The organism is Pseudomonas sp. E102 (assembly GCF_052660185.1).
In genome coordinates this window covers 5,445,321-5,457,737 of sequence record NZ_CP084025.1, presented here as the reverse complement: position 1 = coordinate 5,457,737, position 12,417 = coordinate 5,445,321, and the positions used below count along the sequence as shown (strand labels likewise).

Below are 12,417 nucleotides of genomic sequence, written 5' to 3'. Positions count from 1 at the left end.
AATCGCGACCGGGAACCTGTGGGAAATCAGCAACAGTGGTTCAGGGCAACCGCAGCAGCACTTCCACCCCTCCCTCGACATTGCCTATGCTGAACGCCCCGCCATGCAACTGCACCACCTCCTCAACGAAGTTCAGCCCCAGGCCAGTGCTCTTGCGGCCGCTGTCCGGGCGAGGCAAGGAGTAGAAACGTTCGCTCAAACGGGGCAGCGCATAGTCGGGAATTGGCTCGGCCTGGTTGAACAGGCGGATCTCGACCGCGCTGCCGATACGCTCGGCGCTGAGCCGTAGCAGGCCCGCGACAGGCGTGAAGTCCAGGGCATTTTCCAGCAGATTGCCCAACGCCTGGCGCAACAGAAAAGGCTCCCCGGTCAGCGCCAGGTCGGCAGCGATGTGCTGCTCGATCTTTAACTGGCGACTTTCGATCCAGCCGCCACGCGCTTGCAACAACTCATCCATCAACGCCGTCACCGGCACCGCTACCACTTCCTCCAGGCCTTGCCGCTGCTCGACCTGGGCCAGGTTGAGCAAACGCTCGATCAACTGCTGCATCCGCACGCTTTCGCTGTCGATGTTGCTGACGAAACGCTGGTGCTGGGCGGCCGGCATGTCGCTCTGCAGCAGCTCGGCGGCGCCGCGAATCGCCGCCAGCGGACTCTTGAGTTCATGGGTCAGGGTATGTACGTATCGCTCGACATACGCCTTGCCTTCAAGCTGGGTGCGCATATGCTCCACCGCCCCCGCCAATTGTTCGAACTCGCCGCCGCGATAGTGCGGCACCTCCACCCGACGGCCCTGGCTGACCGCCTGGGCATAAGCCGTCAAGCGCCGCAATGCCGCGCTGAGCCACCACGACAGCAAGGCGCCGAGCAACAGGCCAAGGCCGATCAGACCGGCGCCGTAGGCGAGCAAACGCCGTTCCGTGCGGTCGACGTAAGGCTGCAAGGAGCTATTGGGCTTGGCCACCGTCACCACGCCTATGATCCGGCCGTTGTCACGGATCGGCGCCCCGACGTGCATCACCGAAGACGCCGGGTCATCCGGATCGCTGCGGGTCGAACGGGCGCCATAGTGACCGCGCAACGTCAGGTAGACGTCGTTCCAGCGCGAATAGTCCTGCCCCACTGCCGCGCCGCTGGAATCGAGCACCACGATGCCGTTGGCGTCGGTGACGTAGATGCGGTGGCTGACCTGGTTTTTCGGCAGCCCCCAGATTGTCGCGGCCGGCTGGCGCTCACCATAGGATTTGAGCAGTTGCGGCCAGCGGTTCTGGCTAAGCGTTCCGGCCTTGAAATCGTCCCGCAGGATCTCAGCCATCAGGTTGGCCGTGTCCACCAGGGTTTCCTCGGTGGACTGGCGCACACCGGGGCGGATTTCCTCCATGACCGTGTTGAGCACGAAATACCCGGCCAAGCCAATAAACAACACATAGGCAAGGAAGATACGAATGCCCAGTGACATCAGCTGTGCCCCGGGCTGTAGCTGTAGCCGAGCCCCCGATGAGTCTGGATCGGCTCGGCCTCGGCCCGGACCAGGCGCAGTTTGGCACGTAGGCTCTTGATATGACTGTCGATCGTGCGCTCGTAACCGGCGTCGCTGGCCACGCCCAGGGCATCGAGCAACTGTTCGCGGCTGAAGACCCGTTCGGGCTGGTCCAGCAAACAGTGCAACAAGCGAAACTCGTGGCGCGTGAGGTTCAGCGGTTTGCCGCGATAGTTGATCTGCACGCGATCAGGGTCGACCTGGAACAACGCTGTCCCCGTTTCGGCGATCGGTCGCGGCGCCACTCGCTTGAGGATGGCGCGGACCCTGGCGGCCACTTCCCGAGGGCTGAAGGGTTTGACCACGTAGTCGTCAGCACCAATCTCCAAGCCCACCACCCGATCAATCTCGCCGTCCCGAGCTGTAAGAAAGATGACCGGGACGTCGCTGAAACGTCTGAGATTCTTACACGTCTCAAAACCACTGATATCCGGCAGGCCTACATCGAGAATGATCAGGTCCGCCGGCGTGTTTTTCTGGTGCTCGAGGGCAGCTGCGCCAAGGCTCAGCCAAGTGGTGTCAAAGCCTTCGCCCTGCAGGGCAAACACCAGCGTATCGGCAATGGCGGCTTCGTCTTCGACAATCAGAATATGAGGCATGGCGTCCGAGCCCGACAGGAAAGTTGCCGGAACGGTGCCCCAAGCCTCGGGGCACGTCAATCGCGCAAATCAACAGTCCGGTTTATCCGCTGTAAACCGCCGTGCCGGGTTGACCGCCGCTTTGAATTCGCGCAAGGCCTTGGCGCCGATCAGTAGCGGGTAGTTGAAGCTGCTGCGGTCGGTCAGGTTGACCTCGACGGTGCGCTTGACGTTACCCAGGCACATTTCCAGTTCCACCACCGGACGTTTACTCGGGGCGATCTTTTCATCGTCGTCCTCGTCCTCTTCTGAACGGGTCTTGATCTTGCTGATGCGGGCAATCTTATGCTCATAGATCTTGTTGCTCGCATCTTTGGTTGCCAGGCGAAACCGTACCCAATCATCGCCGTCACGGGTAAACGTCTCGATGTCCTTGGCCGACAGCGAAGCGGTCAGCGCACCGGTGTCCATTTTCGCCTTGAGCACTTCGCCGCCCATTTCCGGCAGCGCTATGTATTCATAGCGCCCGTACAAGGTGGGTTCGGCGGCCAGTACTGGAAGGGCCACCAGGGAAAGCAGGGCTAGAACGGATTTCATGTAGGAGGCTTCCATTGTGGGAGTGGGATTTTAGACCGTGGTCCGTGAATTCGTTCGGTTAACTTCGACAGGGATGGCTACGGGAAATCCAGCCTATCGATCAAAAGGTGAAACATTCGTACATCGCGATTTGGCCTGTCGCTCGAAGCTGCTTATCATGGCCCGCCCACCCGTTTGCAAGAGTCATCTATGCGCCGCCTGCTCACCGGCTGTCTCGTCACCCTGTTGCTGCTGCTCAACACCTTGGTGCTGTTCGGACCGCTCATGGTGTTTGCGCTCTTGAAACTGGTCCTGCCCGGGCGTTTTCGCGACTACGCCTCGTTGGCGGTCATGTGGATCGCCGAGACCTGGGCCGAAATCGACAAACTGATCTTTGCCCTGTGCATCCCCACTCGCTGGGACATTCGCGGTGGCGAAGGCCTGCGCGGCGACACCTCCTACTTGGTGATCAGCAACCACCAATCCTGGGTGGACATCCCCGCTCTGGTCCAGGCCCTCAACCGGCGCACGCCTTTTTTCAAGTTTTTCCTCAAGAAGGAACTGATCTGGGTGCCCTTCCTTGGCTTGGCCTGGTGGGCGCTGGATTACCCCTTCATGAAACGCTACACCAAGGCCTTCCTGGCGAAGAACCCGGAACTGGCTGGTCGCGATCTGGAAATCACCAAGGCCGCCTGTGAGCTGTTCAAGCGCCAACCGGTCACTGTGGTGAACTACCTTGAAGGCACGCGTTACACAACGGCCAAAAGCCAGGCGCAGCAATCGCCCTTCGCTCACCTGCTCAAGCCCAAGGCCGGCGGGGTGGCATTCGTGCTGGCGGCGATGGGCGAGCAACTGGACGCGGTGCTGGACGTTACAGTGGTCTACCCGCAAGAGCGGATTCCAGGTTTTTGGGACTTGATCAGCGGGGCGGTGCCCAAGGTCATCATCGACATCCAGACCCGCGAACTGGACCCGACGCTATGGCAGGGCGATTACGAGAACGACCCCGTGTTTCGCCAGCACGTCCAGGACTGGGTCAACTTGCTGTGGGCCGAAAAAGATCGGCGTATTGCTGCGCTGCGCAGCGAAGGCCGGCTTGGGTAACACCTTCTAAGCTGAGAATTGAGGTTTATCGCGAAAAAATCAGATCACGCCATGGGTAGTTCCAAATCGAGATAAAAAACTGTCAGGGTTGACAGTAGCCCTCACCGGACACAGCCGTAACGATGTCGCCGAGAATTAAATTGGAGACATGCACATGCGATATTTCATTGGAGGCGGCGCGGGAATGATGCTGCTGATAATCGGCCATGTTCAGGCTGGAGAAGCTTCTTGTCCGGCCTTGACACAACTCCAGGACGACACTGCAACTGTCAATATCCAGGATGCTCCTGACTGGCAGAGCCAAACCATCGTGCAAGAGCTCAACCCTGCGTCACTACAATTTGACGAAGCGGAATTCGCGATCCAGGAACCAGACGAATATCAACAGGTCAGCGTGATTTACCAGCACTGCGAGACGAAACTTACCCTTGACTACCTTACACCGGGATTGAACGGTCATTGCACAAGCCTCGGCACCCGTGCTTGCCAATTTCGGAACAGCAGCGATTATTTCAGTCTCAGATTTTGATGAGTTCGTGGCGGATTTTCGAGGTCGCCACCTTCATCAGACACCTGCGCCAGCCGCACTGCGGGAAAGCCAGGCTGGCCGCCGCTGAAGAATAGCTTTTCTATCGCTCACAAGTTTCTACATAACAGAGAAACTTCCTACAGCAAACTCCGAAACTTCCAATTTCTTTTGTATTTATCTCACGCTAGAGCAGTGAGCCGATATATATCTATACATAATTACGGATTGACATAAAGGACTGTCAACTCTGACAGTAGCCCGACCTGGAAACAGCCGTAAGAATAGCCATGGGCCGAGCCAGGAGGCGCGACATGTTTAAGATACGAGCCGGCGGCGTGGGGGTATTGCTGTGGGTTATTGGCCAGGTTAACGCTGGCGAAATAACCTGCCCCGCGGCCACGGACATACACAGAAACATCGAGGCGGTAGAAGATGTTTATTTTGTCGAAGGGCACGATGAGTTCGAATGGCGGAGCGAAAACCTCGTGGATTTGGTCAACCCGAGAAAACTGTTATTCGAAGGCGCGGAATATGTACAGCACGAAGAGAGCGAGGACGAAGAAGAACTTGCCATTCGTACCACCATCACATGCCGATATGGCGATATGAATCTGGTCATGCAATACCCGCACGTTCAAGAACCCACCTTTTCGCCGTGGATAAACAATAACTGTAAAAGCCAGGATGTTAACGAGTGCCAACTCATCAATGCCGATTATTTTCAAGTCAGCTTTGATTAAGGTCAGGTACGTAGTCCGAGTTTCGCTACTCCAAACCTGCTCTGCCATTCCCGCTGGGGTTACCGTAAAGTGCGGCATCTTCTTACCAGAGCTTGCTCATGAATGTACAAATCGGTGGCGCCACCCTCGCCGTCATCCTGACCGGCATGCTGATTGTCCTGGGCGTCAATGAATGCCAGCGTGGCCCTTTGAATCCGGATCTTGCCGACAACCTCAGTGACGAGCAGAAGGCATGGCTGACGGTTGAACATCGCATCAAACGCTCGGACCCGGCCCTTACCGAAGTCATACGCAACCAGCAATCCTTGACCATCCTCTACCGTCCAGACGCTGCCACGCAGGCATCAGAACCGTGGGTGGAGCAAATGTTGCGCGTGGTTGGGCATGGCCTGGCCGCACTCAATAACGCGCCCGGCGCCAAGCAATACACACACGTCACGATCAAGGCGCGGATGCTTGTCGATGATGATGTGGAACTGGTCTACGACATGCCGGGTTTTGACGCCATCAAGACGCAACAGGGCGGCTACGTGACCTTTGCCAGCATGCCGCAAAGCATGGTGTACAGTCGCGAGGCCTTGACCCGGGCCCAGGAATATTGCCGTGGCCCCAGTGCCCGGGGATTTTATCCCGAATTCTGCGAACGGGTCCTGACACCGCAGGGTCCTGAATAAAAAGGGCGACACCACTGCCGCCCTTTTTCCGTCTTGCCTACAACCTTACGCCGCGCTGAACAACTTGTGCGGATCGATCACAAACTTCTTCGGCACGCCCGCATCGAACTCGCCATACCCCTTCGGCGCGTCGTCCAGGCTGATGACCTGCACACCCACGATTTCGGCAATGTTGATACGGTCCCACATGATCGCCTGCATCAGTTGGCGATTGTATTTCATCACCGGGGTCTGGCCGGTGTGGAAGCTGTGGGATTTAGCCCAGCCCAAGCCGAAGCGGATGCTCAGGCTGCCCATTTTCGCTGCGGCATCGACCGCGCCCGGGTCTTCGGTGACGTACAGGCCGGGGATGCCGATCTTGCCAGCGACGCGGACCACGCCCATCAATGAGTTGAGCACGGTGGCCGGGGCTTCGTGCTTGACGCCGTCATGGCCATGGCCGCGAGCTTCGAAGCCTACAGCGTCGACCGCGCAGTCGACTTCAGGCTCGCCCAGCAGCGCGGCGATCTGCTCATGCAGCGGAGTGTCCTGGGACAGGTCGGCAATTTCGAAGCCCTGGGCCTTGGCGTGGGCCAGGCGGACCGGATTCACGTCGCCGATGATGACCACGGCCGCGCCCAACAGGCGAGCGGACGCAGCGGCCGCCAGGCCAACCGGACCGGCACCGGCAATGTAGACGGTGCTGCCTGGGCCAACGCCGGCGGTGACGGCGCCGTGGTAGCCGGTGGGCAGGATGTCGGACAGGCAGGTCAGGTCACGGATTTTCCCCATGGCCTTGTCACGATCCGGCAGCTTCAGCAGGTTGAAATCGGCGTACGGCACCAGCACGTATTCGGCTTGGCCGCCGGTCCAGTCGCCCATGTCGACGTAACCGTAGGCACCGCCGGCACGGGCCGGGTTGACGGTCAGGCAGACGCCGGTGTGCATTTCCTTGCAGGAACGGCAGCGCCCGCAAGCCACGTTGAACGGTACCGACACCAGGTCGCCGATTTTCAGGTTCTCGACGTCGCTGCCCTTCTCGATCACTTCACCGGTGATCTCATGGCCCAGGACCAGCCCGGTCTGGGCGGTGGTACGACCGCGCACCATATGTTGGTCGGAGCCGCAGATGTTGGTGGAGACTACGCGCAGGATGACGCCGTGCTCGATCTTCCTGCCGCGCGGGTCCTGCATTTTGGGATAGTCGATTTTCTGTACTTCGACCTTGCCGTTGCCGAGATACACGACACCACGATTACCGGACATGCTTTCACCTCGCTGTTGTTTTTATGAAACTGCGCTGCCCAGGCAGGCAGCGCGTTGATTGCTCGGGTTGGTGCTTGTGGCTTGTTTCTGTGTTCGGTGCTTGTTTTGGTGTTGTCAGTAAAGGCCCTATCGCGAGCAAGCTCGCTCCCACAATGGACTGTTGGTGCGTCCAGAATCTGCAGGCCTACACAGATCCTGTGGGAGCGAGCTTGCTCGCGATGACGGTCTAAAGAACAACCGTGCGATTGGCGTTCAAGAACACCCTTCGCTCAATGTGATACCCCACCGCCCGGGCCAAGGTGAGCCCTTCGATATCCCTGCCCTTGGCAATCAAATCTTCGGGGTAGTGGCTGTGGTCCACCACTTCCACGCCTTGGGCAATGATCGGCCCTTCGTCCAGATCGTTGTTGATGTAATGCGCCGTGGCGCCCACCAGCTTCACGCCTTTGTTGTAGGCCTGGTGATACGGCTTGGCACCCTTGAACCCCGGCAGCAACGAGTGATGGATGTTGATCGCCTTGCCATCAAGCTTGCGGCACAACTCTGGCGACAGCACTTGCATGTAGCGGGCGAGGATCACCAGTTCGGCGCCGGTGTCTTCGATCACCTGCCACACCTGCCGCTCCTGGGCCGGTTTGTCGTTCGGGTCAAGGGGGAAATGGTAGTAGGGAATCTGGTGCCAGTCGGCCAACGGCTTGAGGTCTGGGTGGTTGGACACCACGGCCACTACGTCCATCGACAACTGGCCGATGCGCTGGCGGTAGAGCAAGTCGTTGAGGCAGTGATCGGCCTTGGAGACCATGATCACCACTTTGGGTCGATAGTTGGGCGGGGTCAGTTCGAAGACCATGCCAAAGGCTTCGGCACGCTCGGCCAGGCCGGCGCGGAAACTCTGCTCATCGAAACCGTCAGGCTGGCGAAACTCCACGCGAATGAAGAAGCGCGCCGAGAGTCGGTCGTCGAACGAGTGGTGTTCGGTGACGTAGCAGCCCTGCTCGAACAGAAAGCGGGTCACCGCGTCCACCGTGCCGAGCACGCTGGGGCAATCGGCAGTCAGGATCCATGTGTCTGGGGCGCGGCTCATTGCGGTGACTCCTGTTTGTTATGGACAAATCCCCCCGCTAAGCACAGAACCCCTGTGGCGAGGGGATTTATCCCCGCTGGGCTGCGGAGCAGCCCCTAGACCTGCTACTTCAGAGTGTCAGGTTGATCACATCAAGCTTTTGGGGCTGCTTCGCAGCCCAGCGGGGATAAATCCCCTCGCCACAACAGTGTTCAGCTTTAGCCTCTGTGTATCAGGCCTGCACGCTCAACCCATACTCCGCCGCGGCATCCTGCAACCACAGCCACCAGTAGTCGGAGAAGCTGCGGCGGATCAACAGTTCCCAGGTGTCTTCAGCCGTATGGCGGATCACCAGTTGCGACTTGGCGAACACCGTGCCCACGGCTTTGCCCACCGGGAAATTGCTTGGGTGTACATCGTAGCTGGTGGATTTCATCAGCACGTCGCGCACGTTCGGGCCGGACAGTTCGAGGATCTGCTGGCCGCCGCTGACATTGACGATCTGGATGTGCAGGTCGCCGAGGGCTTCACGCAGCTTTTGCTCGGCGGCGAATTCCTCGCCGGTGGGCACCACCAGCAGCCACTCATCCGGGCCGAGCCATTGCAGGCTGGTTTCGCCCTTGATGACGACGGTCAGCGCGGCCGGCAATTCCAGGCCCAGGGCCTTATGCACGCCAGCGGCGAACGCTGGGTCATGGCCGTCGCCACGAATGGTCAGGTGGCCCAGGAGTTTTTTCTCGCGCACGGTCACGCCGGCGTTCTTGCGACCCTTGCCCACCTGGCTTGCGAGGTCGGCATGGTGCAGCGACGACTCGGCCTTGGCCCCGGTGGTTGGGCGTTGTTGATACACGTTGACTGCGGTCATATGGAGCACCTGTCTGAATACTATTGAGCCAACCTTGTGGCGACCTTCAGGCCGTCATCGCGAGCAAGCTCGCTCCCACAAGGGTTACGCGATCAACTGTGGGAGCGAGCTTGCTCGCGATTGCGCCCCACAGGATCTCAAGCCAATCAGATGTTCTGCCGATCCCCCTTCGGATCGAAGAACACCGAAGAAACGATCTCTGCCTCGATCACCCGGCCGTCGGCCAATGGCGCGAACACCCGCTCGCCCAGGCGCTTCAAGCCACCCTTGACCACACCCATCGCAAACGAATAACCCAGAGAGTTATGCGCATAGCTGGAGGTGACGTGGCCGACCATCGACATCGGGATCGCCTGCTTGGGGTTGAACACCAGCTGGGCGCCTTCCGGCAGCCAGACATTCGGGTCGATCGGCTTGAGCCCCACCAGTTGCTTGCGATTTTCGCGCACGCAATCTTCGCGATTCATCCCGCGCCAGCCGATCCAAGAGAACGGCTTGGTGCGGCCGACGCACCAGCCCATGTTCAGGTCGTCCGGGGTCATCGAACCGTCGGTGTCCTGACCGACGATGATGAAGCCTTTCTCAGCCCGCAAGACGTGCATGGTCTCGGTGCCGTACGGGGTCAGGTTGTATTTCTTGCCGGCCTCGACGATCTGCTCGAGCACACCCATGGCGTAGTCGGCCTGCACGTTGATCTCGTATGACAGCTCACCGGTGAACGAGATACGGAACACCCGCGCCGGCACGCCGCCCACCAGGCCTTCCTTCCAGGTCATGAACGGGAAGCCGTCCTTGTCCAGGTCGATGTCGGTGACTTCGCTCAGCAGCTTGCGGCTGTTGGGCCCCGACAGGGTCATGGTTGCCCAGTGGTCGGTGACCGAGGTGAAGTACACCTTCAAGTCCGGCCATTCGGTCTGCTGGTAGATCTCCAGCCATTGCAGCACACGAGCCGCGCCGCCAGTGGTGGTGGTCATCAGGAAATGGTTGTCCGCCAGACAGGCTGTCACGCCGTCGTCGAAGACCATGCCGTCTTCCTTGCACATCAGGCCGTAGCGGGCCTTGCCCACGTCGAGCTTGGTCCAGGCATTGGTGTAGATGCGGTTGAGGAACTCACGGGCATCCGGGCCCTGGATATCGATCTTGCCCAGGGTCGAGGCGTCCAGCAGGCCGACGCTGTCGCGCACGGCCTTGCATTCGCGCTTGACTGCGGCGTGCATGTCTTCGCCGTTCTTAGGGAAGTACCAAGGGCGCTTCCATTGGCCGACGTCTTCGAACTCGGCACCGTTTTTTACATGCCAGGCATGCAGCGCGGTGAAGCGCACCGGCTCGAAAATGTGCCCGCAGTGACGGCCGGCCACCGCGCCGAAAGTCACCGGCGTGTAGTTCGGACGGAACATGGTGGTGCCCATCTGCGGGATGCTCACGTTCAGCGAACGGGCCGCGATGGCCAGGCCGTTGACGTTGCCCAGCTTGCCTTGGTCAGTGCCGAAGCCCAGGGCGGTGTAACGCTTGACGTGTTCCACCGACTCGAAGCCTTCGCGGGTGGCGAGTTCGATGGCGGCGGCGGTGACGTCGTTTTGCAGGTCGACGAATTGCTTCGGCGCCCGAGCGGTGGTTTTTTCGTGGGGCACCTGGAACAGCGCCAGGGTCGGTTCTTCGTGACGGCTCAGGGCTTTGGGCAACACGCCCTCCACTGCCTTGAAACCCGCTTCGCTGGCCGCGCGCACGCCGCCTTCGAAACCGTCGGCCAAGCTATCGCCGAGGCTGTACACGCCATTTACACCGCCGACGCACACCCGTTTCTGCGGAGCTTCGCCCGGTACGAAACCGAGGATGTCTTCACGCCAGATCGGCTTGCCGCCCAGGTGCGAAGCCAGGTGGACCACCGGGCTGTAGCCGCCGGAGCTCGCCACCAGGTCGCAGTCCAGCCATTCGCCGGGGCTGGTGACTGTATGGGCGCGCACATCGATCGCGGCAACCCGTGCCCCGGTGACGCGCTTGCTGCCACGGGCTTCGATCACGGCGCTGCCGGTAAGGATGCGGATGCCCTTGGCGCGGGCTTCTTCCACCAGTGCGCCACGTGGGTTGCTGCGGGCATCGGCCACGGCTACCACTTGCAGGCCGGCGTCGAACCAGTCCAGGGCCACGCGATAGGCGTGGTCATTGTTGGTGCTCAGGACCAGTTTCTTGCCCGGCGCCACGCCGTAGCGGCGGATGTAAGTAGAAACCGCGCCAGCCAGCATGTTGCCCGGCACGTCGTTGTTGCCGTAGACCAATGGCCGCTCGCAGGCGCCGGTCGCCAGCACCACGCGCTTGGCGCGGACCCGGTTGATGCGCTGGCGAACCTGGCCGATCGGAGCGCGATCACCCAGGTGATCGGTGAGGCGCTCATGGATGGTCAGGAAGTTATGGTCGTGGTAGCCGTTCACCGTGGCGCGAGGCAGCAACACCACTTCCGGCATCGAGCGCAGTTCAGCCACCGCGGCAGCGACCCACTCGGTCGCCGGCTTGCCGTCCAGACTCTCGCGGGAATCGAGCAGGCTGCCACCGAACTCTTCCTGCTCGTCAGCCAGGATCACGCGCGCACCGCTGCGGGCCGCGGCCAGTGCGGCGGCCAGACCAGCAGGGCCGGCGCCGACGATCAACACGTCGCAGTGACGGTTCATGTAGTCGTAGGTGTCCGGATCGTTCTCGGTCGGCGAGCGACCCAACCCTGCGGCCTTGCGGATGTACTTTTCGTAGGTCATCCAGAACGATTGCGGGTACATGAAGGTTTTGTAGTAGAAGCCCGGCGGCATCAGCTTGCCGCCGACCTTGCCGAGGATCCCCATCATGTCGTTGTTCACGTTCGGCCAGCCGTTGGTGCTGGTGGCGACCAGGCCTTGGTACAGCGCTTGTTGCGTTGCCCTTACGTTCGGAATCTGGGTGGCTTCGGTGGCACCGATCTGCAGCACCGCGTTCGGCTCTTCGGCGCCGGCGGCGAAAATGCCGCGCGGACGGGAATACTTGAAGCTGCGACCGATGATGTCGACCCCGTTGGCCAGCAGCGCGGCGGCCAGGGAGTCGCCCTCGAAGCCTTTGTAGGTCTGGCCGTTGAAGGTGAAGCTCAGCACTTTGTTACGGTCGATCCGTCCGCCGTTGGACAGGCGATTGATCTGGCTCATACCTTCTCTCCCAGAGCCTGCGCGGCCGCTTTCGGACTGTCAGCCTTGTCGGTGAATTGCGGCTTTTGACCGATCTTGTAGGTTTCGAGAATTTCGTAGGTCACGGTGTCACGGGTCGCGTTGAAGTACTGGCGGCAACCGGCGGCATGGATCCACAACTCGTGATGCAGGCCGCGAGGGTTGTCGCGGAAGAACATGTAGTCGCCCCACTCCTCGTCGGTGCAGGCGTTCGGGTCCAGTGGACGCGGGATATGCGCCTGGCCGGATGCATGGAATTCCTCTTCGGAGCGCAGTTCGCCGCAGTGAGGACAGAAGATGTGCAACATGGGGATTTCTCCT

Annotated in this window: 12 protein-coding genes; 4 read left to right on the top strand and 8 right to left on the bottom strand. The window is 60.4% G+C overall.

What is annotated here, in order from left to right; genetic code table 11:
* Positions 1-40: 40 nt before the first annotated feature.
* From creC to rloA2, 3 genes are all read right to left on the bottom strand, one after another.
* On the bottom strand, positions 41-1,459 hold the full coding sequence (gene creC, locus DOCECA_RS24645; protein ID WP_434649835.1) for a two-component system sensor histidine kinase CreC: 1,419 nt from the start codon (positions 1,457-1,459) through the stop codon (positions 41-43).
* Positions 1,459-2,139 carry a two-component system response regulator CreB gene (gene creB, locus DOCECA_RS24640; RefSeq protein WP_420764926.1) on the bottom strand — a complete coding sequence of 227 codons (681 nt, stop codon included), beginning with the start codon at positions 2,137-2,139 and terminating at the stop codon, positions 1,459-1,461. Before creB ends, creC begins: the two co-directional genes overlap by 1 nt.
* Before the next feature lie 69 nt (positions 2,140-2,208).
* On the bottom strand, positions 2,209-2,715 hold the full coding sequence (gene rloA2, locus DOCECA_RS24635) for a retropepsin-like aspartic peptidase RloA2 (protein ID WP_420764927.1): 507 nt from the start codon (positions 2,713-2,715) through the stop codon (positions 2,209-2,211).
* A 189-nt stretch (positions 2,716-2,904) separates the two neighbouring features.
* Between rloA2 and DOCECA_RS24630 the strand changes: the two genes are divergently transcribed.
* The 4 genes from DOCECA_RS24630 (at position 2,905) to DOCECA_RS24615 (ending at position 5,741) form a co-directional block, all read left to right on the top strand.
* Entirely contained in the window at positions 2,905-3,798 is an 894-nt protein-coding gene (locus DOCECA_RS24630) for an acyltransferase (protein WP_434609142.1), read from the top strand.
* A 154-nt stretch (positions 3,799-3,952) separates the two neighbouring features.
* On the top strand, positions 3,953-4,327 hold the full coding sequence (locus DOCECA_RS24625) for a hypothetical protein (protein ID WP_434609140.1): 375 nt from the start codon (positions 3,953-3,955) through the stop codon (positions 4,325-4,327).
* A gap of 311 nt (positions 4,328-4,638) precedes the next feature.
* Positions 4,639-5,067, top strand: a complete 429-nt coding sequence (locus tag DOCECA_RS24620; RefSeq protein WP_445571219.1) for a DUF3757 domain-containing protein — start codon at positions 4,639-4,641, stop codon at positions 5,065-5,067.
* Positions 5,068-5,165: 98 nt separating this feature from the next.
* Positions 5,166-5,741, top strand: a complete 576-nt coding sequence (locus DOCECA_RS24615; protein WP_445571218.1) for a hypothetical protein — start codon at positions 5,166-5,168, stop codon at positions 5,739-5,741.
* Between the two features lie 45 nt (positions 5,742-5,786).
* On the opposite strand, the gene fdhA is transcribed toward DOCECA_RS24615, so the two are convergent.
* The 5 genes from fdhA to DOCECA_RS24590 all read right to left on the bottom strand — a co-directional run bounded on the left by fdhA (position 5,787) and on the right by DOCECA_RS24590 (position 12,404).
* Positions 5,787-6,986 (bottom strand): formaldehyde dehydrogenase, glutathione-independent, encoded by a 1,200-nt coding sequence (fdhA, locus tag DOCECA_RS24610; RefSeq protein ID WP_434649827.1) that lies wholly within the window; start codon positions 6,984-6,986, stop codon positions 5,787-5,789.
* A 226-nt stretch (positions 6,987-7,212) separates the two neighbouring features.
* Positions 7,213-8,070 (bottom strand): formyltetrahydrofolate deformylase, encoded by an 858-nt coding sequence (gene purU, locus DOCECA_RS24605; protein ID WP_420764933.1) that lies wholly within the window; start codon positions 8,068-8,070, stop codon positions 7,213-7,215.
* A 211-nt stretch (positions 8,071-8,281) separates the two neighbouring features.
* On the bottom strand, positions 8,282-8,914 hold the full coding sequence (locus DOCECA_RS24600; RefSeq protein ID WP_445571217.1) for a sarcosine oxidase subunit gamma: 633 nt from the start codon (positions 8,912-8,914) through the stop codon (positions 8,282-8,284).
* A gap of 146 nt (positions 8,915-9,060) precedes the next feature.
* A complete protein-coding gene (locus DOCECA_RS24595; protein ID WP_420764935.1) occupies positions 9,061-12,078 on the bottom strand; it encodes a sarcosine oxidase subunit alpha in 3,018 nt (1,005 codons plus the stop codon).
* The gene (locus DOCECA_RS24590; RefSeq protein WP_434561923.1) at positions 12,075-12,404 is read right to left on the bottom strand and encodes a sarcosine oxidase subunit delta; all 330 of its coding nucleotides are present in this window, start codon (positions 12,402-12,404) and stop codon (positions 12,075-12,077) included. The genes DOCECA_RS24595 and DOCECA_RS24590 overlap by 4 nt, the downstream gene beginning before the upstream one ends.
* Between the last annotated feature and the right edge of the window lie 13 nt (positions 12,405-12,417).

Bases quoted from the DNA above. Each gene is read 5' to 3' on its own strand.
- DOCECA_RS24595 (WP_420764935.1), bottom strand. From the start codon at position 12,078: ATGAGCCAGATCAATCGCCTGTCCAACGGCGGACGGATCGACCGTAAC.
- fdhA (WP_434649827.1), bottom strand. From the start codon at position 6,986: ATGTCCGGTAATCGTGGTGTCGTGTATCTCGGCAACGGCAAGGTCGAA.
- creB (WP_420764926.1), bottom strand. From the start codon at position 2,139: ATGCCTCATATTCTGATTGTCGAAGACGAAGCCGCCATTGCCGATACG.
- DOCECA_RS24630 (WP_434609142.1), top strand. From the start codon at position 2,905: ATGCGCCGCCTGCTCACCGGCTGTCTCGTCACCCTGTTGCTGCTGCTC.
- rloA2 (WP_420764927.1), bottom strand. From the start codon at position 2,715: ATGAAATCCGTTCTAGCCCTGCTTTCCCTGGTGGCCCTTCCAGTACTG.
- purU (WP_420764933.1), bottom strand. From the start codon at position 8,070: ATGAGCCGCGCCCCAGACACATGGATCCTGACTGCCGATTGCCCCAGC.
- DOCECA_RS24615 (WP_445571218.1), top strand. From the start codon at position 5,166: ATGAATGTACAAATCGGTGGCGCCACCCTCGCCGTCATCCTGACCGGC.
- DOCECA_RS24625 (WP_434609140.1), top strand. From the start codon at position 3,953: ATGCGATATTTCATTGGAGGCGGCGCGGGAATGATGCTGCTGATAATC.
- creC (WP_434649835.1), bottom strand. From the start codon at position 1,459: ATGTCACTGGGCATTCGTATCTTCCTTGCCTATGTGTTGTTTATTGGC.
- DOCECA_RS24590 (WP_434561923.1), bottom strand. From the start codon at position 12,404: ATGTTGCACATCTTCTGTCCTCACTGCGGCGAACTGCGCTCCGAAGAG.
- DOCECA_RS24600 (WP_445571217.1), bottom strand. From the start codon at position 8,914: ATGACCGCAGTCAACGTGTATCAACAACGCCCAACCACCGGGGCCAAG.
- DOCECA_RS24620 (WP_445571219.1), top strand. From the start codon at position 4,639: ATGTTTAAGATACGAGCCGGCGGCGTGGGGGTATTGCTGTGGGTTATT.